Here is a 26,581-nt window from a genome sequence, read left to right as displayed (position 1 = left end):
CGACGGGCCAGCCCGGACGCCGTCGTCAGCCATCGTCCCACCACAGGGAGGGAGGTGGAACCAGAGCCACTCGCGTGGCCCGGCTCCCGCGCGACACGCACGGCAGGACCCAAATCTCGCCCGTGTGTGTGCAGTTACGGTGGGGACGGGGGTTGCCCTCCCCCGTCCCCACACTAAACCCCCGTACACGATAGGAAAAGAGGCCGACGGGACAGGCGCGCCGCGCCGCCCGGACGGCCTCGTTCGCTGCTCGGGGCCACACACCCGCCTCCCATCAGCCAGCGCCGGCCGTCCTGACGGCCGGCTGACCGGCCGGCAGCGTCTGCCCTATCATGGGAGCGCTCCCGAATCTTTCGGCGGTGGCCCCGTATCCATGAGGAGAATCCATGTCGATACCTATTGGGCCCGCCGGCCCGCTGCGCTTTCCGGACAACTTCGGCTGGGGCGCGGCCACCTCCGCGTACCAGATCGAGGGCGCCACCAAGGAGGACGGGCGCGGCGAGTCGGTCTGGGACACCTTCAGCCGCGTCCCAGGGCGCACCCGCAACGGCGACACCGGCGACGTGGCCATCGACCACTACCACCGCTACGCCGAGGACCTCGACCTCATGCGCGACCTCGGGTTGCGCAGCTACCGCTTCTCCATCTCCTGGCCCCGGATCCAGCCCGACGGCACCGGCACGCCCAACCAACGCGGCCTCGACTTCTACCGCCGAATCCTCGACGGCCTGCACGAGCGCGGAATCACCCCGATGGCCACCCTGTTCCACTGGGACCTCCCGCAGGCGCTCCAGGACGCCGGCGGCTGGGAGTCACGCGACACCGCCCACCGCTTCGCCGACTACGCCGACGTGGTCTTCCGCGCCCTCGGCGACCAGGTGCCGGCCTGGCTCACCATCAACGAACCCAAGACCGTGGTGCAGAACGGCTATCTCACCGGCCACCACGCCCCCGGCCGGCAGGACCCGGACGCCGCCTACCTCGTCGCCCACCACCTGCAACTCGCCCACGGGTTCGCCGTCGCTGCGCTGCGCGCCACCGGCAGCGACAGCCGCATCGGCCCCGCGCTCAACCTGCACCCCTGCTACCCCGCCGACGACTCCCCGCAGGCCGCCGCGGCCGCCCACCTCTACGACGCCTACGAGAACCGCCTCTACCTCGACTCCCTGCTCAGGGGCAGCTACCCGGAGGACCTGCTGGCCGACCTGGGCCCACAGAGCCGGATGGTCCAGGGCATCCGCGACGGCGACCTGAAGACCATCTCCGCGCCGATCGACCTGCTGGCCGTGCAGTACTACACCCCGATCTACGTCACCGGCGACGGCGGCACCGCACACCGCTGGGCGACCTCCGAGGCCGAATGGCAGCAGATCTACCCCGAGGGGATGTACGACCTGCTGACCCGGATCACCCGCGAATACGGCCCGATCCCGCTCACCATCACCGAGAACGGGCTGCCCACCCCGGACACCCTGGGCACGGACGGCACCATCCAGGACACCGGGCGGATCAGCTTCCTTCGCGACCACCTCACCGCCGCGCACCGGGCCATCGCCGACGGAGTGCCGCTGGAGAGCTTCCACGTCTGGTCACTGCTGGACAACTTCGAGTGGGACCAGGGCTACGACCAGCGCTGGGGCCTGGTCTACGTCGACTACGCCACCCAGCGACGGGTGCTCAAGAACTCCGCCACCTGGTACCGCTCCGTCATCGCCGACGGCGGCTTCTGACCGCGCCGCCACCCGGACGTCCGGGCCCGGACGGCTCGGCTCGGGTGAGCCGGTGACCGTCCGGGCCTCGGCCGGCTCACACTCAGCGGGGCAGCGCCTGCTGCAACTCCGCCCGCAGGGCCGGGGTGAGCATCTCCCCCGCCTGCTTGGCCAGCCGGGCCATCTCGTAGCCGACCACGCCGATGTCCGCGTCACCGGCGGCCAGCGTGGCCAGAATCGAACCGTCGCGGATCTGCATCACCAGGAAGTAGCCACGGCCCATCTCGACCACCGTCTGCTTGACGACGTCGCCGTCGAACATCGAGGCCGCGCCCGCGGTGATACTCATCAGCCCGGAGGTCACCGCGGCGAGTTTGTCCGCGTTGTCCCGCGGCAGGTGATCGGAGATCGCCACCAGCAGCCCGTCAGAGGAGACCACCACCGCGTGCGCCACACCCGGCACCCGCTCCGCGAACGCGCTCACCAGCCAGCTCAGGTCACGCGCCTCCTGGCTCAACGTCGTCACTGTCGTCGTCCCCCTTCGTCGTGCCCCCCGGACGGTGGCACGGGTATCTCGGTGGTGTCCTCAGCCTCGGCGCGCCGTACTCCGCTGTAGAGCCGCGAGAGCATGCCGCCGACCGCCTCCGGGTCCGGGTCGGTGCGGGTCGGTGCCGTCATCGGTTGTGCCGAACGGGTGACCGCGCTCAACTGCGCCATGGGCACCCGCATCGGCAATCCCCGCTCATTGGTGCCGGCGGTCACCGGGATCGTTGGTGGCGCCGCAGCAGCGGGCACCACCGGCGCGGTCGGGCCCTGCCGCGAATACCAGCCCCCGCCGGCACCGCGAGCAGCGGCGGGGGTCAACACGTCCTCGGCGCGTACCGGCACCGGGCGGCCCTGACGCGGCACGCCGACGCCGGGCGGGCGGCCGGCCACCGGCAGGTCCCGTACCCCGCCGTTCAGCACCGGGGCAGCGGGCTGCCGGGCGGCCCCGGACTGCGGAACCAGCCCTCGCGCCGCGCTCGCCGCCAGCATCCGCGCCGACGGGGGCGAATCCAGCTCCACACTGCCCGCCGGGGCCAGCAACACCTCGGGCAGGGCGAGCCGGGCGACCAGGCCGTCCTCGCCGCCCTCCAACCGCACGCCGACGCGCAACCGGGCCGCCAGGTGACTGACCACGAAGTGCCCCATCCGCTCCACCGCCGCGACGTCCGCGGCCGGAGGGCTGGCCAGCACCTCGTTCGCCTGCACCAACGCGGCCGGGCTCATACCGAGACCCCGGTCGACGATCTCGATCAGCGCAGCGCCCGCCTCGACCCGGGCGGTCACCACCACGACGGTGTCCGGGCGGGAGAAGGCAGTGGCGTTCTCCAGCAGCTCGGCCAGCAGGTGCACCAACTCGCCGACCGCGTGCCCGACCACGTGCACGTCGGCCACCGACTCGATCCGGACCCGCTGGTACTGCTCGATCTCCGCGGCGGCGGCCAGCAGCACCGCACCCAGCCCGACCGGCCGGTTCCACCGGCGGGTCGAGTCGGTGCCGGCGAGCACCAGCAGGCTCTCGTCGTTACGGCGCATCCGGGCGGCCAGGTGATCGAGCTTGAACAGGTTCTCCAGCTGGTCCGGGTCGCTCTCCTCGCGCTCCAGGTCGTCCAACAGCTCCAGCTGACGCTCCACCAGCACCTGGCTACGGCGGGCCAGGTTGACGAACATCGCGTTGACGTTGCGCCGCATCAGCGCCTGCTCGACGGCGACGGTGACCGCGCTGCGGTGCACCGCCACGAACGCCTCGGCCAGCTCGCCGATCTCGTCGAGCGAGCGGACCACCGCCGGCGCGACGTCGATGCGCGGCACCCCACCGGTGACGGTCTTCAGCCGGTCCAGGGCGTCCGGCAACTCGACCTGGGCGATCCGCAGCGCCTGGCTGCGCAGCATCCGCATCGACCGGGCGACCGACCGCCCGATGAGCAACGAGATCAGCAGGGCGGCCAGCAGGACCGTGACGACCCCGCCGACGACCAGCAGGGTCGTCCGCAGCTGATCGTCGCTGGCCTCCTCGGCCTGCCGCACGGCGTCGTCGAGCACACCCGCCTCAAGCTGACGCAGCAGCTCCTGGCGCTGCTGGCTGGCCGACCACCACTGCTCCGACGGCAGCACCTGCGGCGACGCGCCGCCGGAGGACAGGCTGCGCTCCTCCAACCCGGTGGCGACCAGGAACATCGGCGACACCGAGGTCTCGTCGTAGCGGCGGATTTGCTCACTGGTCGCGGCCACCCGGAACGCGCCCAGCGCGGTGAGTTGCTGACCGCGCAGGTCGGCGAGGACCACCCGGTCCTCGGTGCCGTACGCACCGGCGCGAGCGGCGGCGTAGAGCTGGGCCCGCACCCGGGAGGAGAGCTCCTTGACCCGGGCCAACTGGACGTAGCGCAGCACCGCGTCGTTCAACGCCGGCTGGTTCTGACCGGGCGTCGGCTCGGCGAGCAGGTCGAGCAACGCCCCGACGGCACGGTGGTAGTTACCCAGGATGGTCTCGGTGCTGAGCACCGCCGGCGGAATCGCCGAGCGGATGTCGACCACCTGGTCGTACGCCTCCAGCGCCTCGGAGAAGGCCACCCGCCAGGACGCGTCCGCGTCCGCCAGCGGCTCGGCGGCCCGACTGAGGTCCACGATGGCCTTGTCGGTGGCCGCCTGCAACGGCTTCAGGTCGTTCGCGGCGGACTGCCGGTCACCACCCTTACGCAGCTCACCCAGCTCCCCCGCCGAGCGGTCACGCTCCTGCTGGAGCTGGTGCACCGCAGCGGTGATCTGCCGGCCGATGCCGACCTGACTGGAGAAGTCGTTCAACACCGTCGTCCGCCCCACCAGGGCGCTGGTCTGCACCCCGGCGAGCAGGAGGAACGCCATCGACGGCACCAGCAGCACTGTGGCGAGCTTCGTGCTCATCCGCCAGTCGCGCAGCCGGAACGGCGACCGCCGTCGATGCGGAACGACTCGGACATCGAAGCGGCGTCGGCGATGGTTCGACACCGCGCCGTTCGCCGGGTCGGGACCTGCCGCCACCCTGCCTCCTCCGTCCTACCGCGTCCACCGCGGTCGGGGGAGCGCAGTCCATCCAACCAGGCTCGGTACCGCTGTCAACGGCCCGGGCGAGGCCGAGGTTCAGGAAGGATACTGCGGGTGGGAACGTCCTGCCGTGGTCGGTAAAACCAGCTCGTCCGTCCGGCCGATGTCGGCGAGCTCGATAGCGTCACCGAAGCGCCCCAGCGCCACCAACGCGGCACCGGTGGCGCCGATCTCCGGGTTACGTTGATGCGACACCGGTCGCGGTGCGAGCGCGGTCGCGAAGGCCTGCCGCCACCACACCGAGGCGGCCACCGCACCGCCGCCCAGCACCACGCCGACCGGTTTGTCGATGGTGGACTCCAGCACGCCCAGATCCTCGGCGACCATCTCACACAACCCCTGCATCAGCCCGGCCAGGATGTCGACCGCTGTGGTGCCGAAGCTGAGACCGCGCAGCTCACCGCTGCCCGCCGGCGCCAGACCGGGCGCCCGGTCGCCACCGAAGCGGGGATCCGCCGGCCGACCGCCGCCCGCCGGCACCAGCGCCAGCGCCGCGTCCAGCTCGGCGCCCCGAGGCAACCGCAGCTCCCGGTCCGCCCAGGCGAAGAGGTTGCCGCCGTTGGCGTACGCCGCCCCGGTCACCACGTGGTCGTGGTCGACCCGGTACCGCCACAACCGTTCGGGCAGGCGCGGCATCGGCTCGCCCGCCGGGATCCGCTGCATCAGCCGTACGGCTGCGGAGGTGCCCACTGTGACCGCGGCCCGGCTCGGGTCGACGCAGCCCGAGCCGACGTTCGACGCCCCACCGTCGCCCACCGGCGGCGACCAGCGGGCCTGCGCCAACTGCGGCCACCGACGGGCCAGGTCGACCCGGAGCCGGCCGTGCCAGTCCAGCCCGCCCAGCGGCGGCAGTTCCTCCGGCCGCGCCTCGGCCAGCGTCAGCGCCTCCTCGTCCCAGCGCAGGGTGCGCAGGTCCAGCAGGCCGGTCCCGGAGGCCTGGGAGATCGACATGGGCGCCGAGTCGAGCAGCTCGCCCAACACGTACTCGGGCAGACCCACGAACCGGGCGATCGGGGTGCCGGACTGCTCACGCAACCAGGGCAACCGCATCGACCAGTACGAACGGTGCCACCAGCAGCCGGTGCGCTGGTGGAAGCCGTCCGGGTCGGCCGGCCCGGCGGTGCGCCCGACGGGGGCGGGCCGGGTGTCCAGCCAGGTGACCACCGGGCCCAGGGGGGCACCGTCGCGGTCCAGCGGGAGCACCGAGTGCCACTGGGCGGAGACCGCCACCAGGCCGACGTCGTGCAGGTGCCCCGAGTCGGCCAGCTCGTCCAGGCACTCGACAAGGCTCGCCAGATAATCCCGGCCGGACAGCGTGCCGGTGCCGTCGTCGCCGATGGCGAGGTCGACCTTGCGGCGGGCCAGAGCGCCGGGCAGCGGCTGGGTGTCCGCGTCCAGCACCAGCCCGCGTACCGAGGAGGTGCCCAGGTCGAGCGCGAGAATGTTCATCGCCGGTCAAGTTACCCCGTGCCAGCCGGCTGACGGGCGCGTAGGGTGGATCACATGCTCGCGCAGTTGACCAGTTGGTGGCCCGCCGACCCGGCGGCCATCTCCCGCGCGTAGCTCCATCCACGCGGCCGCCATCGAGGCGGTCGCCGGATCTCCCGGCCGGAGGGCCGCCCGACGGCGGCACCCAGCCCGACGGAGACTCCGATGACCCACCTGACCGACCTGCTCTCCGCCGTCGCGCACGGCGTCGACCCCGGCCCCTTCGCGCTGCTGCGCCGCGAGGGCGCTGACGACCTGGACCTGTTCACCGGCTCGGTGGACACCGTCGAAGAGCTCACCGACCTTCCGCTTCCGGCGGGCCCGCCCGGGGCGCGGACGCTGGCCCTGGTGCCGTTCCGGCAGATCACCGAGCGCGGGTTCGCCTGCGTCGACGACGGCGCCCCGCTGGAGTTCCTCCAGGTCCGCGAGCACCAACGGATCCCGCTGACCGCCGCCCTCGCCGCGCTGCCCGACGAACCGGTGCGCACCACCGACGCCGGCTTCGACGTCAGCGACGAGGAGTACGCCCGGACCGTGCAGCGGGTGCTGTCCGAGGAGATCGGCCGCGGCGAGGGCGCGAACTTCGTCATCCACCGCGCCCTGCACGCCACAGTGCAGGGCCCGCCGTTGGGAGCCGCGCTGGCCGCGCTGCGCCGGCTGCTGATCGCCGAACGCGGCGCGTACTGGACGTTCGTGGTGCACACCGGCACCCGGACGCTGGTCGGCGCCAGCCCGGAGCGGCACGTCAGCGTCGACGACGGACTGGTGATGATGAACCCGATCAGCGGCACCTTCCGCTGTCCCGGTGGCGTCGTCGACCGGGCGGCCCTGCTGCGCTTCCTCGCCGATGAGAAGGAGACCGAAGAGCTGTACATGGTGCTCGACGAGGAGCTGAAGATGATGGCCACCGTCGCCGAGCACGGTGGGCAGGTGATCGGGCCGTACCTGAAGGAGATGTCGCACCTGGCGCACACCGAGTACCTGCTCGCCGGGCGGGGCACCCGCGACGTGCGGGAGGTGCTGCGCGAGACGATGTTCGCCCCCACCGTGACGGGCAGCCCGATCGAGAACGCCTGCCGGGTGATCGCCCGGCACGAGCGCCGGGGCCGGGGCTACTACGGGGGCGTGCTGGCGTTGCTCGGCCACGACGACGCCGGCCGGCAGACCCTCGACGCCCCGATCCTGATCCGGACCGCCGAGATCTCCCCCGCCGGCCGACTGCGGGTTCCGGTCGGCGCGACACTGGTCCGGCACTCGACGGCGGCCGGCGAGGTGGCCGAGACGCACGCCAAGGCCGCCGGGGTGCTGGCCGCGCTCGGCCTCGGACCGGCGACGGCCGTCGGCGACCGCGGGCCGGTCGCGCGGCTGGCCGACGACCCGGCGGTACGCGACGCGCTGGCCGCGCGCAACGCACCGCTGGCGCGGTTCTGGCTGGACCAGCGGTCACCGGACGCACCCGGACTGCCCGAGCTGGTCGGCCGCCGGGTGTTGATCGTGGACGCCGAGGACACCTTCACCGGAATGCTGGCCCACCAGCTGAGCGCGTTGGGTCTCGCGGTGACCACCCGCCAGTGGCACGCGAGCGGCCCGGTCGACGACTTCGACCTGGTGGTCGCCGGTCCCGGGCCGGGCGACCCGGGCAGCGCGGACGAACCGAAGATGCTGGCGCTGCGCAAGCTGCTGACCGGACTGCTGGCCGCCGGCCGTCCCACCCTCGCGGTCTGCCTCGGCCATCAGGTGCTGGCCGGGCTGCTGGGGCTGACGCTGCACCGCCGGGACGCGCCCTATCAGGGGTTGCAGCGGGAGGTGCAGCTGTTCGGCCGGACCCGCCGGGTCGGGTTCTACTCGACGTTCACCGCCCGCGCCGAGACCGACCGGCTGGTCACCGCGTACGGGCCGGTGGAGCTGGCCCGGGACCCGGGCGACGGCGCCGTGCACGCCCTGCGCGGGCGCGGCTTCGCCGGGGTGCAGTTCCACGCGGAGTCGGTGCTCAGCCCGGACGGGCTCGCCGTGCTGAGCGAGCTGGTGACCGAGCTGCTACCTGCGTCGCGCCCGGACGAGCTGTCCGCGCCGCGTGGAGGCGCATAGTCGCCCCGGCCCGGGGGTAGGGCTGAATGGACCGGTGGCGCGGACGGGCCGAGAGCCCCCGCCCGCGCCACCGGTCGCCCTCAGCTGTCAGCCGCTCAGCCCGCCAGGCCCGCCTTCAGCGCGGCACCCAGCTGCACGGCGCGCCGGGCGGTGAGCGCGCAGGCCTCGAGCGCAACGGCATCCGGGGCGATCTCCCCGTTGTTGCTGGTGTGCGAGGCACCGTACGGGTTGCCGGCGATGAACTGGCTGGTGTCGGTGTATCCGGGGGTGACCACGACACCGCCCCAGTGGTAGAAGACGTTGAAGAGCGAGGTCAGCGTGGTTTCCTGCCCGCCGTGCGAGGTGCCCGTCGAGGTGAAGGCGGAGTAGACCTTGTTGACCAGCCCGCCCTGGGACCAGAGCGGGCCGGTGGTGTCGATGAACTGCTTCAGCTGGGCAGCGATCATGCCGTACCGGGTCGGCGCACCGAAGATCGCCACGTCGGCCCAGGTGAGGTCGTCGAGCATCGCCTCGGGCACGTCCTGGGTCTCCAGGCGGTGCGCCTCCCAGCCGGAGTTCGAACGGATCGCCTCGTCCGGCGCCAACTCACGCACTTTGCGCAGGCGCACGTCGGCGCCAGCGTCCCCGGCGGCCTCACACACGGCCTGCGCCATCTGGTAGGTGGTGCCGGTGGCGCTGTAGTAGATCACCGCTACCTTGGTCTGGGCAGCCATCAGAGTGTCCCCTTCTCGTCTCGGATCAGCTCCCGCGACTACCCGCTGCGGACGCGCTCTAACGACAGCCCGAGGTCGTCCCGGATACCGGTCCGCCGGCTCAAGTTTTCCGCAACTTCCCGGTCGTTCCGGCCCGACGTCGCGCGCGGACGACGATCCTGATGCCATCGGTGCCGGCGGGATTGAGCCGCCGCCCCGCACCGGGCACCTGAACGGGGGATCGCGCTCCGCCGGCAACGGCGCTGGCGTAGCGCGATCAGGGGACGACCACCGCTCCCGCGCCCCTGCCTCGCCCGCGCCTCGGCTCAGCGGACCAGGGCCGCCATCAGCCGGTCCAGCTCGGCCGCCGGGTCGACGGTGAGACCGGTGTGCACCGGCCCCGTCTGGATCATCGTGCTGCGCGGCGCGGCCAGCCAGTGGAACCGCTCACCGAGCCGCATCCGGGTGGCCGGCCCGTCACCCGAGCAGGTCCGGTCCCAGGAGTCGAGCACCGCGGCCACCGCCGGCAGGTCGACGTCGGGCGCCAGCGCGCGAACCCGGTCGGCGTCCAGGTGCGTTCGCGCGGCCAGGAAGTCGCGCTGCTGGCAGTAGAGCAACACCCCGACGTTGATCTGCTCGCCGCGCTCGATGCGGGGCACGAGCCGGATCAGCGCGTACTCGAAGGGTTGCCTCATGCCCCGCTCCCCGATGGCAGCCAGTCGGCCGTGCGGGCGACCCGGCGGGACAGGTGATCCAGGTACGCGCCCCGCGCCGCGTCGGCCGTCTCGAAGTCGGCGGCGGTCAACCACTCCCCCGGCACCAGGGCCAGCACCTCGGCGAGCAACTCCGGGGTGACCTGGGGCGCCAGCTCGGCGTCGGCCTCGGCCAGCCGCGACGCGTACGGCGCGAGCACGTGATCCTCCGCGCGGTAGGCCCGGTGCACAGCGGCCTCGGCGCGCGGCCAGTTGTGGTGGAAGTACAGCGAGGCGCCGTGGTCGATCAGCCACAGCTCCCGGTGCCAGACGAGCAGGTTCGGGTTGCGCCAACTCCGGTCGACGTTCTCCACGTACGCGTCGAACCAGAGCACCCGGGAGGCCAACTCCGGGTCGACGGTGTGCGCCACCGGGTCGAAGCCCAGCGCCCCGGGCAGGAAGTCCATCCCGAGGTTGGCGCCGCCGCTGTTGCGCAGCAGCTCCTGCACCTCCTGGTCGGGCTCGGCCCGCCCGATCACCGGGTCGATGTCGAGGACCACCAGCGGCGGCACCCGCAACCCCAGCCGGCGCGCCAGCTCACCGCAGATCACCTCGGCGATCAGCGCCTTGGGCCCCTGCCCGGCGCCTCGGAACTTCGCCACGTAGGTGCCCAGGTCGTCGGCCTCCACCACGCCCGGCAGCGACCCACCCTCGCGCAGCGGGGTGACGTAACGGATCGCGGTGACCTGGCGGAGCACGCCGCCCACCCTACTGGGGCCGACCGGAACGGGTGGCGGCCCGGCCCAGAGCGGCACGCGCCGGTCAGTCGATCTTGTCGCGCAGCTTGTCGACCTGGGTCTGGAGGCGGTCCACAGCGTTCTCGTTGTTCACGAACGTGGTGATCCCCGCGGCCAGACCGAGCCCGATCAGCACGGCCAGGATGCTGAGCACCAGGCCGCCGATCGACACGCCACGACCGGTGACCCCGGGTCGGCGCGCCATCTTGAGCCCGACGATGCCGAGGATGATCCCGATGATGCCGAGCACCAACCCCAGCCAGGCGAGGATCGCCGTCAACACGCTGAACAGAGCGGCCACTCCGAACACCAGGGCGAACGTCGCCGCGGCGCTCGTCTTCGCGCGGGCGTCCCCCCGATGTCCGCGGGACCCGGCCGTCACACCGGCGCCCCGCGCCGGCTCGCTTGCGGCAGTCATGAGATTCCCTTCCGTACGCGCGACGCGCGCACTTCCGGCCGCCGCATCCCCCGTGCGCGGCCCGTTATGCCCCGTCGATCCGGTGCTTTTCCGGTGCGGGCAGGCGTTCCTCGTGCCAGGGATCTCCGGAGGCGCCGGCGCTGAGGTGTCGTTCGTAGCTGGCCACCTTGACGTTGATGAGGTCGAGGCAGTCGCGCAGCTGCGCGAACTGCTCAATGATGTGGCGCTGGTGTGCGCGGAGCAGTTCGAGCCGTTCGGCCTCGTTGCCGCTGCCCGCGCGAACGAGCTGGGCCAGGCGGCTGATCGTCGTGAGCGGCATTCCGGAGGCCCGGAACTTGACGCAGTTCGCCAGCCACTCGACGTCCCAGGCGCTGTAGACGCGCCGGCCCGACCCGTCACGCCGCACCTCGCTGGCCAGCAGACCCTCACGCTCGTAGAGCCGCAGGGTGTGCACACTCAAGCCGGTGCGCTGCGCCACCTGCCCGATGCTCAGGCCCATGTCCGCCATGGCGTCGACGGTAACCCGTTGACCTAGACCTCGGTCTAGCATTTAGCGTCCGCGACATGACCAGCGATACGACCCACACCACGTTCGGTGCCCACAGCACGACCGGGGACGTCCTCACCGGAATCGACCTCACCGGCAAGACCGCAGTCGTCACGGGCGGCTACTCCGGCCTCGGACTCGCCACGACCCTCGCGCTGACCCAGGCCGGGGCTCGGGTCGTCGTCCCAGCTCTCCGGCCGGACGTGGCGCAGCGGGCACTCGCCGACGCCGCCGGAGTCGAGATCGAGGTCGACCAGATCGATCTCGCCGACCTCGCCTCCGTCCGCGCGTTCACCGAACGGTTCCTCAGCAGCCATGCCGCCCTCGACATCCTGATCGCGAGCGCCGGCGTCATGGCCTGCCCGGAGACACGGGTGGGACCCGGCTGGGAAAAGCAGTTCGCGATCAACCACCTCGGCCACTACGCGCTGGCGAACCTGCTGTGGCCCGCGCTCATCGCTGCCGGCACGGCTCGTGTCGTCGCGGTCGCCTCCGGGCGCGACCCGGCGTGGCGAATCCGGTGGGACGACGTGCAGTTCGAGCGCGGCTACGACAAGTGGGAGGCCTACACCCAGTCCAAACTCGCGAACGTCCTGTTCGCCCGACACCTCGACCTGCTCGGCAGACCGCACGGCGTCCGAGCCTTCTCCGTCAACCCTGGCTGGATCCGCACTCCTCTGCAACGACACCTCGCCGTCGAGGAGATGGTCACCGCGGGCTGGATCGACGCGGACGGGAATTCCGCTCCGGGTCTGTTCAAGACCGTCGAGCAGGGCGCGGCCACCCAGGTCTGGGCCGCCACGTCACCTCACCTCGACGCGAGCGGCGGCGACTACTGCATGGACTGCCGCCGCACCGACGGCAGCCCCACCGACGGCAGCGCGGCAGCCCGTCTCTGGGCTCTGTCGGCGGACCTGACCGGCCTCGACCTCATCAACTGAGCCCTCGCGTACCTGGTGCTCCGGCTGTCGGCCCCGCGTACCGGCCGGGGTGCCCCGGCCATGCGGTCGGCTCCTAAACTGGGTCTTCTCCTCGGGAAGGGCTGCCGATGCCTGTCGACCTCAGCGCGGCCGACGCGCTGGCGCTGCGGATGACCAGCCTGCTGCTGCGCCCACACCCGAGCACCCGACCCGGCACCGTCGCCGAGGTGGTCGAGTGGTTCGGCGCGATGCAGGCACAGGACCTGGCCAGCGGGCTGTGGTCGCTCGGCGCCCGGCTACCCGGTCACCGCATGACCGACGTGCAGGCGGCGTTGGAGCGGCGCGAGGCGCTGCGCACCTGGCCGATGCGGGGCACCGTGCACCTCGTCCCGCCCGCCGACGCCCGCTGGATGCTGGAGCTGACCGGCGTACGGTCCCTGGCCGGCGTGGCGACCCGACGGGCGCAGCTCGGGCTCACCGAGGCCGACGCGGACCGGGCGGCGGACGTCCTCGGCGCCGCGTTGGCCGGCGGCGGTCGACTTACCCGCGCGCAGTGCCTGGCCACCCTGCGGGCGGCCGGCCTGGGCACCGACGGGCAACGTGGCTACCACCTGCTGTGGTATGCCAGCGTTCGCGGCGTGACCTGCGTGGCGCCGAACGTCGGCACCGACCAGACCTTCGCCCTGCTCGACGAGTGGGCACCCACATCCCATCGGCTGGAGCGGGACGAGGCGCTGGCCCTGCTCGCCCACCGCTACGTCCGCGGGCACGGCCCGGTCACCGACCGCGAGTTCGCCGGGTGGAGCGGCCTCACCCTGACCGACGCCCGGCGCGGCCTGGCCGCCGCCGACGATGCGCTGAGCACGGTACGCGTCGACGGCACACCGATGTCCGTCGACGCGGCAGTGGCCGACGCGCCGCGCACCGCACCGGACGACGTGCTGGCGCTGCCCGGCTTCGACGAGTATCTGCTCGGCTTCCGGGACCGCACGTTGATGCTCGACCCCGGCCACCAGGCGGCCGTGGTGCCGGGCAACAACGGCATCTTCCAGGCCACTGTGGTCCGCGCCGGTCGGGTGGTGGGCGTGTGGAAGCGCAAGGTCGGCCGCACCGCCGTCACAGTGACGATCCAGCCGCTCACGACCCTCGACGTCGCCGCGCGGGCCCGGGTGGAGCAGGCGCTCGGGCGCTACGCCGACTTCCTCGGGCTGCCGGCCCGCTTCGACTGGCTGACCTGACCGGGCCGGTCACTCCTCGACAGCTGGCGTCGGGTCGGCCGGTCGGGGGCGGGCGGCGCTGAGCAGGTCGACGATGCGGGCCACCCGGGGGTCCGCGCGGATCTGCGCCACGCTGGCCGGCAGCGGCAGCCGCCAGTTCGGATACTCGTCCACAGTCCCCGGCATGTTGGGTTGGCGCACCTCGCCCAGCACGTCGTAAAGAGAGACGCCGAGCAGCCGGGTCGGGCTGGCCGCGAGCGCCGCGTGCATCGCCACCACCACCTCGCCGTCGTCGGGCGCCCCAGCCGCCTCGGGCGACGCCGCATCGGCGGTCGGAGCCGGCTCGGGCAGCAGGTTCTCGGCGGCCAGCATCGTGATCAGCCGGTCCCGGTCGGCGGCGGCGCGGGCCCGCTCCACCGCCACGTCGGTGCCGAGCAGCTTCAACTCGTCGCGCACCCGCACGTGCTCACCGGTGAGGAAGCCCGGCGCGGTGGGCAGGTCGTGGGTGGAGATCGTGGCGAGGGCGTTGCGCGGCCACCGGGCCGGTGGGACGAAGTCACCGGCCTCGTCACGAGCGAACCACAGCACTGTCGAGCCGAGCATGTTGCGCCCCCGCAACCCTCGGGTCACCGCCGGTTGGACCGTGCCGAGATCCTCACCGACCACCACAGCGCCCGCCCGGTGCGCCTCCAACGCGAGGATGCCGAGCATCGCCTCGGCGTCGTAGCGCACGTAGGTGCCCTCGGCCGCGCCGCCGCCCGGCGGCACCCACCACAGTCGCCACAGACCGGCGACGTGGTCGACCCGCAGGCCACCCGCGTGCCGCAGGACGCGGCGCAGCATGTCCCGGTACGCGGCGTAGCCGGTGGCAGCGAGCCGGTCCGGGCGCCACGCGGCGAGCCCCCAGTCCTGGCCGAGCTGGTTGAAGTCGTCCGGCGGCGCGCCGACCCGCACGCCCTGGGCCAGCACGTCGGCGAGCTGCCACCCGTCCGCGCCGCCCGGGTCGATGCCCACGGCCAGGTCGTGCACGACACCGACCGGCATCCCCGCCGAGCGGGCCGCCGCAGTGACGGCGTCGAGCTGCTCGTCGCAGAGGTGTTGCAGCCAGGCGTGGAAGGCGACCCGGTCGGCGAGGTGCCGACGCTGCTCGGCGACCGCCGGCGCATCCGGGTGGTGCAGCTCCGCCGGCCAGGCCCGCCAGTCGTTGCCGTGCCGCTCGGCGAGCGCGCACCAGGTGGCGAAGCTGGTCAGCGCCGGGTCCGCGGCAAGATCCACCGGCTGGGCGTACGGGTGCAGCAACTCCAGGGCCCGCCGCTTGGCGGCCCACACCTCGTCGTAGTCGATCAGGGGCCCCCGGTCGGGACGCAACGCGTCGACCACCGCACGGGTCGCCGGGTCCGCCGCCCGGTACGCGGCGGTGTCGCTGACCCGCAGGTAGAGCGGATTGACGAAGCGTCGACTGGCCGGCGAATACGGTGAGGTGGCCACCGGGTGCGCCGGCCCGACCGCGTGCAGCGGGTTGAGCAGCACCAGACCCGCCCCGGTGGCACCGGCCCACCCGGTGAACTCGGCGAGGTCACCGAGGTCGCCCATGCCCCAGGAACGCTCCGAGGTGAGAGCGTAGAGCTGGAGCATCCATCCCCAGCTCGACGGTGGCACCGGCAGCCGGCGCGGCACCACCACCACTGTCACCTCACGGTCGGCGCAGGCCAGCCGGTGCCACCCCAGCGGCAGGTCCGCCGGCAGCTCACCGTCGACAGCGCGGCGGCCGCCGTCCTCCAGGGTCATCACCCCCGGGCCGGGCAGCGCCCGGCTGCGGCCGTGGGTGAGCACGACCGTCTCCGGCAGGGCGCTCCGGTCGACAGCACGGGCGGCGGTGAGCGCGTCGGCGATCGCCGACGGGCTGGTGGCATCCACGCCGAGAAGCCCCAGCACACCCACCACGGTCTCCGGTGCGACCTCGACGCGGCGGTGCCGCCAATCCTCGTACCAGGTGGAAACACCGTGCGCGTTGGCCAGCGCGGCCAATCGTCGGTTCATCCCGCCCCCCGCCTCATGACGCGACCTGCCATCACCATGCCACTCCCGCCCAAACCCCGCCCGCCCCCGCGCCCGCCCCGCAACCCCCGCCGCGCCGATCTTGCATCTCCTGTCCCGACACAAGGGGTATTCCACCTGTATCGGCAACCGAAAGTGCAAGATCGGCGCGAACGGGGGTTGTCAGTCGGCGAGGGCGCCGGCGGCTCGACCCTCGTGCAGGGTCAGGTTGCGGCCGTTGGCCGGGTCGAACAGGTGGATCTTCTCCAGGTTGAACCAGACCCGGCGCGTCTGCCCCTCGGCGACCGGGGACTCGGCGGACAGCCGGGTCACCAGGTTGCCGCCGGCACCGGCGAAGTCGGCGGCGCCCGCGTCGGCGGCCAGTTCCTCCAACTCGGCGGCGCTGGCCTTCTCCCCCTCGACGGTGAAGTACACGTACTTGTCCGAGCCCATCGACTCGACGATGTCCACCGGCGCCTCGAACTCCATGCCCCGGCGACGGGTGTCGTCGTCGACCAGTTCGGCGTCCTCGAAGTGCTCCGGCCGGATACCGACGATCAGTTCGCGGGGCGCGTCGGCCGCCTCCAGCTCCCGGCGGACCCGGTCACCGAGCGGCACCGCGCCCAGGGCGGTGTGCAACTCGCCGTCCTGCACCGCGGCGTGCAGGAAGTTCATCGACGGCGAGCCGATGAAGCCGGCCACGAAGAGGTTCTTCGGGTGGTCGTACAGCTCCTGTGGCGGCCCGACCTGCTGCACCGCGCCCCCGCGCATGATCACCACACGGTCGCCGAGGGTCATCGCCTCGGTCTGGTCGTGGGTGACGTAGACGGTGGTGGTGCCGAGCTGCTTCTGCAGGCGGGACACCACTGTGCGCATCTGCACCCGCAGCTTGGCGTCGAGGTTGGACAACGGCTCGTCCATCAGGAACGCCTTCGGCTGGCGGACGATCGCCCGGCCCATCGCCACCCGCTGACGCTGGCCACCGGAGAGGTTGGCCGGCTTGCGGTCCAGCAGCGAGGTCAGCTCCAGCACCTTCGCCGCCTCGTCGACCTTGCGGTCGATGGTCTCCTTGTCGAGCTTGGCCAGCCGCAACGGGAACGCCATGTTCTCCCGCACTGTCATGTTCGGGTACAGCGCGTACGACTGGAACACCATGGCGATGTCCCGGTCCCGGGGGGCCTTGTCGTTGACCCGCTGTCCGGCGATGCGTAGCTCACCGGAGCTGATGTCCTCCAGCCCGGCGATCATGTTGAGGGTGGTGGACTTACCGCAGCCTGAGGGCCCGACCAGGATCACGAACTCGCCGTCGGCGATTTCCAGGTCGACGTCCTGCACGGCGACGGTCCCGTCCGGGAAGCTCTTGCTCACCTTGTCCAGCACGATGTCAGCCATGACTACCCACCTATCCCTTTACCGCGCCGGAGGTCAGACCGGACACGATGCGACGCTGGAAGAAGAGAACGAACAGGATGATCGGAACGGTGATCACCACGGCGGCGGCGCAGATCGCCCCGGTGGGGTCCTCGAACTGCGACGCGCCGGTGAAGAACGACAACGCGGCCGGCACCGTGCGGGACCGCTCGGTCGAGGTCAGCGAGATCGCGAACAGGAAGTCGTTCCAGCAGAAGATGAAGACCAGGATCGCGGTGGTGAACAGCCCGGGCGCGGCCAGTGGCGCGATCACCCGTCGGAACGCCTGGCCCTGGGTGGCGCCGTCCATCTTCGCGGCCTTCTCCAGGTCCCATGGGATCTGCTTGAAGAACGCCGACAGCGTGTAGATCGCCAGCGGCAACGCGAAGGTGATGTACGGCAGGATCAGCCCGAGCCAGGTGTCGAAGATCTTGAGCTGACGCTCGATCTCGAACAGCGGTGACACCAGTGACACCTGCGGGAACATCGCGATCAGCAGGGAGACGCCGACCAGCAGCTTCTTACCGGGGAAGTCCAGCCGGCTGATCGCGTACGCGGCCATCGCGCCGAGCACCACAGCGACCAGCGTGGCGATCAGCGCGACGCCGATCGAGTTGACCAGCGCCCGGACGAACTGGTCGGTGTCGAAGATGGTCCGGTAGTTGTCCAGCGTCCACTCCCGGGGGATGAAGTTCCCGTCGGTGAGGGTGGCCGGTGTCTTGAACGACAGCGATGCGATCCACAGCACCGGGACCAGCGCGAAGACGACCACGAGGACGTCGAGCAGACCCCAGCGCAGCTTTGCCCTGGTAGTGGTTTCGACAGCCATGTCAGCGCCTCTCTCCGTCGTCGCTGCCCGGAGCAGCGGTGCCGAACAGCTTCACGAAGACGAAGGCGATGATCGCCACGGTGATGAAGATCAGCACCGACATCGTCGAACCGATGCCGAGGTTGAGACCCCGGATCAGGTTGTTGTAGGCGAGCATCGACACCGAGGACGTCTCGTTGCCTCCGGCGGTCAACACGAAGATGTTGTCGAAGACCCGGAACGCGTCCAGGGTGCGGAACAGCAAGGCGACCAGGATCGCCGGCTTCATCACCGGCAGCATCACCTTGGTGAACTTCTGCCAGGCGGTCGCGCCGTCGGTGGAGGCCGCCTTGAGCAGGTCCTCCGGGACCAGCGCCAGCCCGGCCATCAGCAGCAGCGCCATGAACGGGGTGGTCTTCCAGATCTCCGCCAGCATGATGATCGCCAGGGAGCTGGCCCGTTCGGTGAGCGGCGCGCCGTCGCTGAACAGGTCGGCCAGGTAGCCGGTGCCGGGCGTCCAGGCGTACCGCCAGGAGAACGCGGCGACCACCGTGACGATCCCGTACGGGATCAGCGCCGAGGTCCGGACCAGGCCGCGGCCGACCAGGGTGCGGTGCATGATGATCGCCAGGCCCATGCCGAGCACCAGCTCGACGGCGACGGTGACCACAGTGATCAGCATGGTCACCCCGAACGCGGTCCACCAGAACTCGTTGGTGAGCACCGTGACGTAGTTCTCCAGCCCGATGAACTCACGCTGGTCGGGGAAGCGCAGGTCGAAGCGCTGCAACGACAGCCAGACCGAGTAGATGATCGGGTATGCGGTCACCAGGATCATGACCAGCGCGGCCGGCGCGCAGAGCAGGAGCCCGAGTCGGCGTTCGGCCTTCTTGTTCTCACTCAGTGGGGGCTTGCGACGGCCGCCGCGTTGCTTCGGTACGGCGGCGGGCCGCCGGGTCTCCTCGGCGGCGACGTCGGCGCCGGTCGGCGTGGCGTTGATACTCACGGCAGGACCCCCTTGGACTGGAGGGCATCGGCGATGGCCCCGCGCAGCTCGTCGGCGGTCTGCTGCGGACGGATCCCGGACGGCGGCGACAGGATCGCCGACATCACTGTGGAGATGCTCTGGTAGGCGGGGGTCAGCGGCCGCGTCGCCGGCTCCCTCAGCTCCTCCAGGATGGTGTCCTTCATCGGGTACGCCTCGGTCATCTCCGGGTCGTCGAAGACCGCCTCGATGGTCGGCGGCACACCGTCGTTGATGGCGGAGAACTTCTGGTGCTCGGCGCTGCGGATGCACCGGGCCGCCTCGAAGGACTGCTCCGGGTGCTTGGAGTAGGAGCTGACCGCCAGGTTGACCCCACCGATGGTGACCTTGCTGGGGGTGCCCTCGTCGACGCCCGGGATCCGAGCCCAGCCGACCTGCTTGGCCAGCTCAGGGTTCGCCTCCTGAAGGGCCGGGTAGACGAACGGCCAGTTCACCTGGAACGCACCGGAGCCGGACTGGAACTCCAGCCGGACCGGGTCCTCGGTGGCGTTGCTGAACGACGGCGAGGTCACGCCCGACGTGGCGAACTTCTTCAGCTGCTCCAACGCCCGGACCGTGCCCTCGTCCATCACGGCCTTCGTACCGTCGTCGTTGAGGATCTTCCCTCCGGCGCTCTCGGCCAGGGTGTTGTAGAGGACGACCAGACCCTCGTACTGCGCGCCCATGGTGAGCACCTGGTACGGCTTGCCCTGGTCCTTGAGCTGCTGGGCCGCGCTGATCATCTGGTCCCAGGTGGTCGGCGGCTGCGGCACCAGGTCCTTGCGGTACCAGAGCAACTGGACGTTGGTGTTCTTCGGCGCCGCGTACAACTTGTCCTCGTACCGGGCGGTGTCCAACGGCCCGGTGAGGGTGCCCTGCTCGACCTCGGCCTTGTCCTGGCCGGTCCACTCGCGGATCCAGTCGGCGCTGGCGAATTCCTGGGTCCAGGTGACGTCCAGCCCGAGCAGGTCCATCCCGCTGTCCTCGGCGGCCAGCCGGCGCACCATCTGCACCCGCTGGTCGTCGGCCTGTCGGGGCAACACCCGGTAGGCGATCTCGTACCGTCCCTGGGCCTGCGCGTTGCAGTCGTCGACGACCTTCTGCAGGTTCTGCTCGGGCGGGTAGTACAGGTTGATCGTCGGTGGGCCACCAGCGTCGTCCGCGCCGCACGCGGCCAGCGGCGCGACGAGTGCCAGCGCGGCGGCTGCCACGCCCAGCCGAACAACCGGCCGGCGTTGGTGTCGAGCCGTTTCGGGGTCCGTCATCGCCCTCCCCCTCTCCTCGGCGAAAGACCGGGGAGGGCATCCGTGCCCCGGCGCACGGCGAGCCGATTCCGAGTCGGCAAGCTGCGGAAACACCGGCCCAGATGCTCTGTAGCGGCTACTCTGCCCCGCCCGTGAAGCCACGAAACCTGGCTGTCACAGCGGAAGTCCTCGCAGCGACGGCCGCCTTTGCCCTGCGCCGACGCCGCGTACTTGATCGACTCGGCTTCCTGGAAGTCGCGCTATCGCCGCGCCAGGGAAGCCCCGCCTTTCAGGAAGGCGAGTCGATCACGCGCTGGGACCGCGCGCCCAAAAGACGGCGGGCCGAGCGTCAACTCCGGGCCCTGGCCCAGGACAGGAAGCGCTCGGTCATCCTGGTCGGTGGATGATCCGGGTGGAGTTGGGTGAGCTGGTTCGTCGCCTCGTGCATCAGAGTGCCGAGGTAGATCAGCAGCGCGGTTCGGCTGGTCCGGTACTCCGTCAGCAGAGCGAGCTTTGCCGGTTGGCAGGGCCACTCGGTGCCGCAGTTGCGGCACCGCCACAGCGGGCGCATGGCGACGTGCGGGACGGGCGGCCGGACCACCATCACCGCCACCGCGCCGAGGGCTGCTGGGTTATCGGGGTGAGCACATCAACCTCCTCGGGGACAGGGAGGGGCCGCTCCCGCAAGGGGGAAAACGGGAGCGACCCCGGAGGGCAGGGCCCACCGCCGCCATTCCGGCCACCAGCGGACCCGCCACTGGTGACAGTGTGGTGATGAGGCGACTACCGTCGATACGTGCTCGCGCCATCTGTGCAGCTCAGCGGTCCAGGTGAGCACCCATGAGGGACACGCCGAGCCAGACTGAGCGAAGGTTGGGGAATCGATGGGGACCGTCACCGACTACGTGCTGGAGGAACTGCGTCTGTTCCGGACGGGGTTCGGGCTCAGTCAGGACGACTTCGGCAGGGGCATCGGTTATTCGGGTTCGCACGTCAGCTCGGTGGAGACCGGCGGGCGACCGCCCACGAAGGAGTACATGAGGGCGGTCGACACCCACCACCAGACCGGCGGACGCTTCCTCCGCATGCTGGACGGGTTGGCCCGGCTCGACGCCGAGCCGGCCTGGCTGCGTGAGTGGATCGAGTTCGAGCGGGAGGCGACCACGCTGCGCTGGTTCGAGTTGGCCTACGTGCCAGGCCTGCTCCAGACCGAGCGGTACGCCCGCGCGACGCTGGCCGGTGGCCGGTTCGACGCCGAAGATGTGGACCGGATCGTCGCCTCCCGGTTGGAGCGCCAGGCGATCCTGCACCGCCCGCGCCCGCCGCAGCTCATCGCCGTGCTGGACGAGGCGGTGCTGCGCCGGCCGGTGCTCGACCAGCCAGGCCTCATGGTCGAGCAGTGCGAGCACCTGGTCCAGTTGGCGACGGCGGAGCATATCCAGGTGCACATCGTGCCGGTGGATGCTGGGATGTACCTGGGATTGGGCGGTCAGTTCATCATCGCCGAGATGCCGGACGGTGAGCGCGTGACCTATGCCGACAACCAGCTCACCGCGCAGATCGTCGATGCGTCAACCGACGTCGCTAAGCTGGCGAAGACGTGGGAGATCGTCCGGAACGAGGCGCTCCCCCGCCGGCAGTCAACCGAGCTGATCAAGGAAGTGGCGAAGTCATGGGCATGCTGACCCCACAGTGGCGGAAGTCGACCCGGTCCGGCGGCAACGGCGGAGCTTGCGTCGAGGTCGCCGACAACCTGCCGAGCGTGGTGCTGGTGCGTGACACCAAGGACCGCGACGGCGGCACCCTGCACGTCGACCCGACGGCCTGGAAGACCTTCGTCGAGTACGCCAAGCAGCACTGACCCGCGCGCAAGATCGCGACCAGGGGCCGGTCGATCATGGAGTTGTGGTGCCCGGTTTGCGGTTACGCGGGGACTTTGTCACCCACCACAACTCCTTTGATCGACGAGGCAGTCGAGCGGCACGCGGCGCTTGTTCCACGGGCGGCCCGCCCGGACCAGGCATGCTGGAACGATGATCGCGCGCTTCAAGGACCTCTGTCTGGACGCCAACGATCCGCTGGCACTCGGCGCCTTCTGGGCCCGGATGCTCGACGGTGACGTGGCCGATGCCGGCGACGACGACACCCGGGTGGACCCGCGCTCGGCGCGCTCCAACGCCGAGTCCATCTGGGTGAACAAGGTGCCCGAGCCTCGGGTCGGCACGACCCGCGTACACCTGGATCTGCGGTTGGCCGGCGCGGACCCGGCGGCACTGCTCGCGGACGGCGCCCGACTGGTTCGCGAACCGGACGGCGAGGCGACCTGGTGGGTGCTCGACGACCCGGAGGGCAACGAGTTCTGCGCGTTCCCGGCCCGCGAGGGCACCCGACCGGGCCCGTTCGAGCTGGTCGTGGACTCGGCCGACCCGGCCGCCCAGGCGACCTGGTGGGCCGGGGTGGTCGGCGGCACCATCGAGCACGACTCGACCACCTCGTCGGTGGCCGGTGCGGCTGGCTTCCCCTGGGACTACTGGGTGTTCGTCGGGGTGCCCGAGCCCAAGACGGTCAAGAACCGCCTGCACTGGGACGTCGACCTGGTCGACCCGGAGCCGATGGCGCTGATCGCGGCGGGCGCGACCCTGCTGAGGGAGCCGAGCGCCCAGAGCCGATGGTGGGTGCTGGCCGACCCCGAGGGCAACGAGTTCTGCGCCTTCGCACCACGCCCCACCGGGTGAACGACCGACTACCGAGCGCGGGCGTCGTCGGCTAGCGTTTTCCTAGCGCCGTAGCCGGCGCGTTCGCCGCCGCCGTCGACACGCCTCCGGCCGACCCATGCCTGCCCGATCGGTTGGTAATCGCGGGAACATCCCACCGCCGCTCCGCCGCTTCGGCAGGATCGTCCCAACGAGGAGGTGCCGTCGTGCAGGACACCCGCGCTCTCGCCCTGACGTTCGAGGTGAGCGGCCTGCCACCGGTCAAGACCGAAGCGTTGTCCATCTTCGCCGCCGGGCACCGGCAGGCGACGAGGGTCCGCACCCTGCTCCAGGCCGCCCTCGTCGCGGCCCAGCGCACCGGCTGGACGCCGTTGCCCGGGCCGATCGAGGTGGACCTGGTGTTGCGCTGCCCGCCCGGGCACCGTACGTCCGACGCCAGCACCCTGCTCGGCGGCGTCTGCGCGGTGTTGCAGGACAAGAAGCGGGTGTCGAGCATCGGCCTCGCCCACCTCGGCGTGCTGGTGGACGTCGCCCTCTACGACGACGACCGGCAGATCCGCCGGCTGTCGTACCACGAGGAGCCGGCGGAGGAGTTTTCCTACCAGGTACGGGTCGCCGCCGTACCGACCGGGGTTTGACCGACGTCCGCGGTGGGGTATCGCGGACGCCGACGAAGGGAGCACCGATGTCGGAGCCACATGTCACGCTCGACCCCCGCGGGCTCGATCCTGTGCAGCAGAAGCTGCGCGGCCCGCTGGAGGAGCAGCTGACCTCGGCGCTTCAGGCGGCCATCGACCGGGTCCGCGCCGGCTACGCCGGCGAACCGGTCGAGCAGGTCTGCCAGCGACTGTTGGAGGAGACCCGCTCCGGGTTGCATCCCGACATCGCTGCCGGGTTCAACCCGGACATGGACGAGTTCTGCCGGGTGGCGGTGGCGATCGTCCGGCGCGAGGCCGGCTGAGTCGCGGCGGCTCTCAGTATCGGCTGAGCTGCGCGTACGGGCTGAGCACGATGCGCGGTGACAGCGCCGGGTCCAGCCACTTGAGCACATCGACCAGGTGAGCGTGGGCGAGAGAGACGCAGCCAGCGGTCGCGTTGCCGGCGCCGGTGCTGAACTCGTGCAGGAAGATCCCGCTGCCCGCGTTCGGCACGGGCTTCGGCACATTCGGCGGCATGTTGTAGGTGATCACCGCGAAGTGCGTGTACGCGGGGACCTCCTTCCACAGTGCCTCGCTGGCCCCGCCCGGGCTGGTCGCACTCTGCTGGAACGTGTTGTAGCGCGCGGACGACGGATTCTCGTTCCACCAGTCACCGCTGACCAGCCGATGGTAGGGATATAGCACGCCCGGGTTGGCGGCGATGCCGTACATGGTGGGGCCGATCGAGTAGACGCCGGTCGGCGTGGTCGGCACACCCTCCACGTGGTTGTCGCTGAAGCCCTTCGAGCCGATCCGGGCGGGCAACGACGCCGAGGCCGGATGCCAGCCGTTGCGGACCCGCACGTACGCCTCCAGCGTGGCGTAGGTGGTGGTGTAGCTGCTGGCGCCGACGATGATCACCTGCTTCGTCTCCGCCGGCAGCGTGGTCAGCGCGCTGGCCCGGTTCGTCAGCTGCGGCAAAGACCAGGGTCGCTGGCCCGGGGGCGTGCCCCAGCCCGGCCGCAGCGGCCGGTCCGCCGCGAGTGCGGGCGCGGCCGGGGTGAGCACGGCCGGGGCGGCCAGACCCGCCGCCGCGCCGAGAAGGAGAGATCTGCGCTTCATGCCGCAATCCTGTCAGTCGAACCGACGCGCGGTCTGCCCCGCTCCGCCCTATCGGACGATTCGCGGGCCGGGTCAGGACCGGGTCCGCAACTACCCGGCCCTGACCCTCGGCCGTCCGGCAGGGAAGCGGACAGCTCCGGCACCCCGCGACGCGGGCGTGGCACGACGCCACGCGCCAGAACGGGGTGAGCCAGCCACCTCGCACTCAGCTCCACGGTGCTCACCCGCCGAACGCCGACGCGCCCCGACACACCCCGAAGGGCCGTGAGCGCCGGACCAGGCTAGGCGGGCTTCGGCCGGCCGGACAAGCCGCGTCGGACGACCGACGGCAGGACTGATACCACGATGAAAATCGGGCAGGTCGGCGTAACGCGTCCATGATCGCCGACGCTGTTTGGCTTCGGCACTGTCAGAAGTGGCTCAGCAGGTCACGGAACGCGGCGAGGCGCAGCACCCCGCCGTCGGTCGGGTCCAGCTCGTCGTCCTCCAGCACCCAGGTGTTCGCGTTCGGAATGAACACCGCGTTCAACCCGGCCGCCCGCGCCGGCAGGATGTCGGACTTCGGGGAGTTGCCGATCATCCACGCGTCGTCCGGCGCGAAGCCGTGCTCCCGAGTGAGCCACCGGTACGTGTCGATGTTCTTCTCGGCGACGATGTGCGCGGCCCTGAAGTGGTGCAGCAGGCCGCAGGCGTCCAGCTTGCGCTGCTGCTCCTCCTGGTCGCCCTTGGTGAGCAGCAGCAACTCGTGCCGGCCGGCCAGCTCGTCGAGCGCGTCGGCCACCCCGGGCATCAGCTCCACCTGGTGCTCGACGAGGGCCACCGCCAGCCGGTCGATCTCCTGACGTTCCGAGTCGGTGGCCGGCCGCTCGCGCAGCCGCTCCAGGCACTCCGCCAGGCTGCGCAGGAAGACCTTGCTGCCGTACCCGTGCGCCACCGCGTTGGCCCGCTCGATGTCGTCGAGGACGGCCCGCAGCGCGGCCCGGTCCAGGGTGGGATGGTCCAGCCAGCCCAGGAAGTCGTCGATCACCCGCTCGAAGACGACGTTGTTCTCCCACAACGTGTCGTCCGCATCGAAGATCAAAACCTGTGCCTGCCGTCGCGCCGCCACGCCGACCGTCATGCCAACCCCTCCCCGTGCCACCGGCCCCAAGACCGAGAGACAGGATAGGCGGCAGACAAACGGCGAAGCCCATGATTTTCCGCTCGACAGGTTCGGGACGCTCTTGAGGAGTACGGCATGGTCACCATGAAGTGGGTCACCGGCGCGGCGATGCTGGCCTGCACCAGCGCGCTGGTGGCGTGCCAGGGCGGTGCGGACAACGCGGCGGACACTGCGGCGGGCACGCCGACGCCGTCTGGCGTCGTTACAGGCGCGCCGACGCCGACGGCAGCGGCGCCGGCCACGTCATCGGCGGCGGCGACCGACCCGCTGCTGTCCGGCAAGCGCGAGGTCACGATCACCCGCGTGCAGGGTTCGGGGCAGCCGTTGGAGATCAGCGGGCGACTCGAGGAGGGCGGCGACACCGGCGGTCGCACCCTGTTCGTGCCGACGCCGATCGGCGGCGACCGGTACGTGATCAGGGCATTCGGCACGAAGGACGACCACCCCGCCAACGACGACCCGTCCTGCTGGCAGGTGAACGGTCTGGACATCGAGCCCGAACTGACCATCGGAGCCGTCGTCTGCGACCAGGACGACCCGATCCAGCGGTTCACCATCATCGCCAAGGGCGACGGCACGTACGCGATCGGCAGCGAGACCCGGTTCCTCCAGCACCTCCCCGGCAACGGCCTGGTCCTCAAAGAGTTGGGCAACACCAAGCTGAACACCACGTTCCGGTTCACCGACAAGGGCCCGGCCGACCGCGAGCCCATCAACTGACCACGGTCGGG

26 protein-coding genes are annotated in these 26,581 nt (G+C 71.2%); 10 read left to right on the top strand and 16 right to left on the bottom strand.

Annotated features, from left to right (window positions below):
* Positions 1 to 386 precede the first annotated feature (386 nt).
* A complete protein-coding gene (locus ACLJOK_RS04100) occupies positions 387 to 1,730 on the top strand; it encodes a GH1 family beta-glucosidase (RefSeq protein ID WP_410816202.1) in 1,344 nt (447 codons plus the stop codon).
* A gap of 82 nt (positions 1,731 to 1,812) precedes the next feature.
* On the opposite strand, the gene ACLJOK_RS04095 is transcribed toward ACLJOK_RS04100, so the two are convergent.
* The 3 genes from ACLJOK_RS04095 to ACLJOK_RS04085 form a co-directional block, all read right to left on the bottom strand.
* Positions 1,813 to 2,226, bottom strand: coding sequence for a roadblock/LC7 domain-containing protein (locus tag ACLJOK_RS04095; RefSeq protein WP_196925059.1), 414 nt, complete (start codon positions 2,224 to 2,226; stop codon positions 1,813 to 1,815).
* A gap of 5 nt (positions 2,227 to 2,231) precedes the next feature.
* Positions 2,232 to 4,769, bottom strand: coding sequence for a nitrate- and nitrite sensing domain-containing protein (locus ACLJOK_RS04090; protein ID WP_410816200.1), 2,538 nt, complete (start codon positions 4,767 to 4,769; stop codon positions 2,232 to 2,234).
* A gap of 99 nt (positions 4,770 to 4,868) precedes the next feature.
* Positions 4,869 to 6,281: an FGGY family carbohydrate kinase gene (locus tag ACLJOK_RS04085; RefSeq protein WP_410816199.1), complete on the bottom strand. Its 1,413-nt coding sequence runs from the start codon at positions 6,279 to 6,281 to the stop codon at positions 4,869 to 4,871.
* Between the two features lie 204 nt (positions 6,282 to 6,485).
* Here ACLJOK_RS04085 and ACLJOK_RS04080 point away from each other — a divergent pair, with 204 nt between their 5' ends.
* Positions 6,486 to 8,408 (top strand): anthranilate synthase family protein, encoded by a 1,923-nt coding sequence (locus ACLJOK_RS04080; protein WP_410816197.1) that lies wholly within the window; start codon positions 6,486 to 6,488, stop codon positions 8,406 to 8,408.
* 95 nt (positions 8,409 to 8,503) lie between these two features.
* On the opposite strand, the gene wrbA is transcribed toward ACLJOK_RS04080, so the two are convergent.
* The 5 genes from wrbA to ACLJOK_RS04055 all read right to left on the bottom strand — a co-directional run bounded on the left by wrbA (position 8,504) and on the right by ACLJOK_RS04055 (position 11,515).
* Positions 8,504 to 9,121, bottom strand: a complete 618-nt coding sequence (gene wrbA, locus ACLJOK_RS04075) for an NAD(P)H:quinone oxidoreductase (protein ID WP_410816196.1) — start codon at positions 9,119 to 9,121, stop codon at positions 8,504 to 8,506.
* A gap of 305 nt (positions 9,122 to 9,426) precedes the next feature.
* On the bottom strand, positions 9,427 to 9,795 hold the full coding sequence (locus ACLJOK_RS04070) for a DUF3037 domain-containing protein (protein ID WP_130402437.1): 369 nt from the start codon (positions 9,793 to 9,795) through the stop codon (positions 9,427 to 9,429).
* Positions 9,792 to 10,550: a HipA family kinase gene (locus ACLJOK_RS04065; RefSeq protein WP_410816195.1), complete on the bottom strand. Its 759-nt coding sequence runs from the start codon at positions 10,548 to 10,550 to the stop codon at positions 9,792 to 9,794. The genes ACLJOK_RS04070 and ACLJOK_RS04065 overlap by 4 nt, the downstream gene beginning before the upstream one ends.
* A 64-nt stretch (positions 10,551 to 10,614) precedes the next feature.
* Positions 10,615 to 11,007, bottom strand: a complete 393-nt coding sequence (locus ACLJOK_RS04060; RefSeq protein ID WP_410816193.1) for a hypothetical protein — start codon at positions 11,005 to 11,007, stop codon at positions 10,615 to 10,617.
* Positions 11,008 to 11,071: 64 nt separating this feature from the next.
* A complete protein-coding gene (locus ACLJOK_RS04055; RefSeq protein WP_410816191.1) occupies positions 11,072 to 11,515 on the bottom strand; it encodes a MerR family transcriptional regulator in 444 nt (147 codons plus the stop codon).
* 56 nt (positions 11,516 to 11,571) lie between these two features.
* Here ACLJOK_RS04055 and ACLJOK_RS04050 point away from each other — a divergent pair, with 56 nt between their 5' ends.
* Together ACLJOK_RS04050 and ACLJOK_RS04045 are read left to right on the top strand one after the other, a co-directional pair.
* Positions 11,572 to 12,495, top strand: coding sequence for an SDR family NAD(P)-dependent oxidoreductase (locus tag ACLJOK_RS04050; RefSeq protein ID WP_410816190.1), 924 nt, complete (start codon positions 11,572 to 11,574; stop codon positions 12,493 to 12,495).
* A 107-nt stretch (positions 12,496 to 12,602) separates the two neighbouring features.
* The gene (locus tag ACLJOK_RS04045; RefSeq protein ID WP_410816189.1) at positions 12,603 to 13,712 is read left to right on the top strand and encodes a winged helix DNA-binding domain-containing protein; all 1,110 of its coding nucleotides are present in this window, start codon (positions 12,603 to 12,605) and stop codon (positions 13,710 to 13,712) included.
* A gap of 9 nt (positions 13,713 to 13,721) precedes the next feature.
* Here ACLJOK_RS04045 and malQ read toward each other — a convergent pair whose 3' ends face one another.
* The 6 genes from malQ to ACLJOK_RS04015 form a co-directional block, all read right to left on the bottom strand.
* Positions 13,722 to 15,731 carry a 4-alpha-glucanotransferase gene (gene malQ, locus ACLJOK_RS04040; RefSeq protein ID WP_410816187.1) on the bottom strand — a complete coding sequence of 670 codons (2,010 nt, stop codon included), beginning with the start codon at positions 15,729 to 15,731 and terminating at the stop codon, positions 13,722 to 13,724.
* 180 nt (positions 15,732 to 15,911) lie between these two features.
* Positions 15,912 to 17,120: an ABC transporter ATP-binding protein gene (locus tag ACLJOK_RS04035; protein ID WP_410816185.1), complete on the bottom strand. Its 1,209-nt coding sequence runs from the start codon at positions 17,118 to 17,120 to the stop codon at positions 15,912 to 15,914.
* Between the two features lie 10 nt (positions 17,121 to 17,130).
* On the bottom strand, positions 17,131 to 17,967 hold the full coding sequence (locus tag ACLJOK_RS04030; RefSeq protein WP_124816208.1) for a carbohydrate ABC transporter permease: 837 nt from the start codon (positions 17,965 to 17,967) through the stop codon (positions 17,131 to 17,133).
* A 1-nt stretch (position 17,968) separates the two neighbouring features.
* Positions 17,969 to 18,952 (bottom strand): carbohydrate ABC transporter permease, encoded by a 984-nt coding sequence (locus ACLJOK_RS04025; RefSeq protein ID WP_410816184.1) that lies wholly within the window; start codon positions 18,950 to 18,952, stop codon positions 17,969 to 17,971.
* Positions 18,949 to 20,235, bottom strand: a complete 1,287-nt coding sequence (locus ACLJOK_RS04020; protein ID WP_410816183.1) for an ABC transporter substrate-binding protein — start codon at positions 20,233 to 20,235, stop codon at positions 18,949 to 18,951. Before ACLJOK_RS04020 ends, ACLJOK_RS04025 begins: the two co-directional genes overlap by 4 nt.
* 328 nt (positions 20,236 to 20,563) lie before the next feature.
* Positions 20,564 to 20,818, bottom strand: a complete 255-nt coding sequence (locus ACLJOK_RS04015) for a flavin reductase (RefSeq protein ID WP_112602373.1) — start codon at positions 20,816 to 20,818, stop codon at positions 20,564 to 20,566.
* A gap of 280 nt (positions 20,819 to 21,098) precedes the next feature.
* Here ACLJOK_RS04015 and ACLJOK_RS04010 point away from each other — a divergent pair, with 280 nt between their 5' ends.
* The 5 genes from ACLJOK_RS04010 (at position 21,099) to ACLJOK_RS03990 (ending at position 23,889) form a co-directional block, all read left to right on the top strand.
* Positions 21,099 to 21,899, top strand: coding sequence for a helix-turn-helix domain-containing protein (locus ACLJOK_RS04010; RefSeq protein WP_410816182.1), 801 nt, complete (start codon positions 21,099 to 21,101; stop codon positions 21,897 to 21,899).
* Entirely contained in the window at positions 21,893 to 22,075 is a 183-nt protein-coding gene (locus ACLJOK_RS04005) for a DUF397 domain-containing protein (protein ID WP_410819250.1), read from the top strand. Before ACLJOK_RS04010 ends, ACLJOK_RS04005 begins: the two co-directional genes overlap by 7 nt.
* A 172-nt stretch (positions 22,076 to 22,247) precedes the next feature.
* The gene (locus ACLJOK_RS04000; RefSeq protein ID WP_410816180.1) at positions 22,248 to 22,949 is read left to right on the top strand and encodes a VOC family protein; all 702 of its coding nucleotides are present in this window, start codon (positions 22,248 to 22,250) and stop codon (positions 22,947 to 22,949) included.
* Between the two features lie 185 nt (positions 22,950 to 23,134).
* On the top strand, positions 23,135 to 23,566 hold the full coding sequence (locus tag ACLJOK_RS03995) for a hypothetical protein (protein ID WP_238678239.1): 432 nt from the start codon (positions 23,135 to 23,137) through the stop codon (positions 23,564 to 23,566).
* Positions 23,567 to 23,613: 47 nt separating this feature from the next.
* A complete protein-coding gene (locus ACLJOK_RS03990) occupies positions 23,614 to 23,889 on the top strand; it encodes a hypothetical protein (protein WP_410816178.1) in 276 nt (91 codons plus the stop codon).
* A 13-nt stretch (positions 23,890 to 23,902) separates the two neighbouring features.
* Here the strand turns inward: ACLJOK_RS03990 and ACLJOK_RS03985 are convergent, their stop codons facing one another.
* Together ACLJOK_RS03985 and ACLJOK_RS03980 are read right to left on the bottom strand one after the other, a co-directional pair.
* A complete protein-coding gene (locus tag ACLJOK_RS03985; RefSeq protein ID WP_410816177.1) occupies positions 23,903 to 24,688 on the bottom strand; it encodes a L,D-transpeptidase family protein in 786 nt (261 codons plus the stop codon).
* A gap of 409 nt (positions 24,689 to 25,097) precedes the next feature.
* Complete coding sequence (locus tag ACLJOK_RS03980; RefSeq protein WP_410816175.1) at positions 25,098 to 25,808, bottom strand: HAD family hydrolase; 711 nt, start codon at positions 25,806 to 25,808, stop codon at positions 25,098 to 25,100.
* 117 nt (positions 25,809 to 25,925) lie between these two features.
* On the opposite strand from ACLJOK_RS03980, the gene ACLJOK_RS03975 reads away from it, so the two are divergent.
* The gene (locus ACLJOK_RS03975) at positions 25,926 to 26,570 is read left to right on the top strand and encodes a hypothetical protein (protein WP_410816174.1); all 645 of its coding nucleotides are present in this window, start codon (positions 25,926 to 25,928) and stop codon (positions 26,568 to 26,570) included.
* Positions 26,571 to 26,581 lie beyond the last annotated feature (11 nt).

The sequence above is a fragment of the Micromonospora sp. 050-3 genome (assembly GCF_046549335.1).
GTDB lineage: Bacteria > Actinomycetota > Actinomycetes > Mycobacteriales > Micromonosporaceae > Micromonospora > Micromonospora trifolii.
This window is presented reverse-complemented; position numbering and strand designations above follow the sequence as displayed.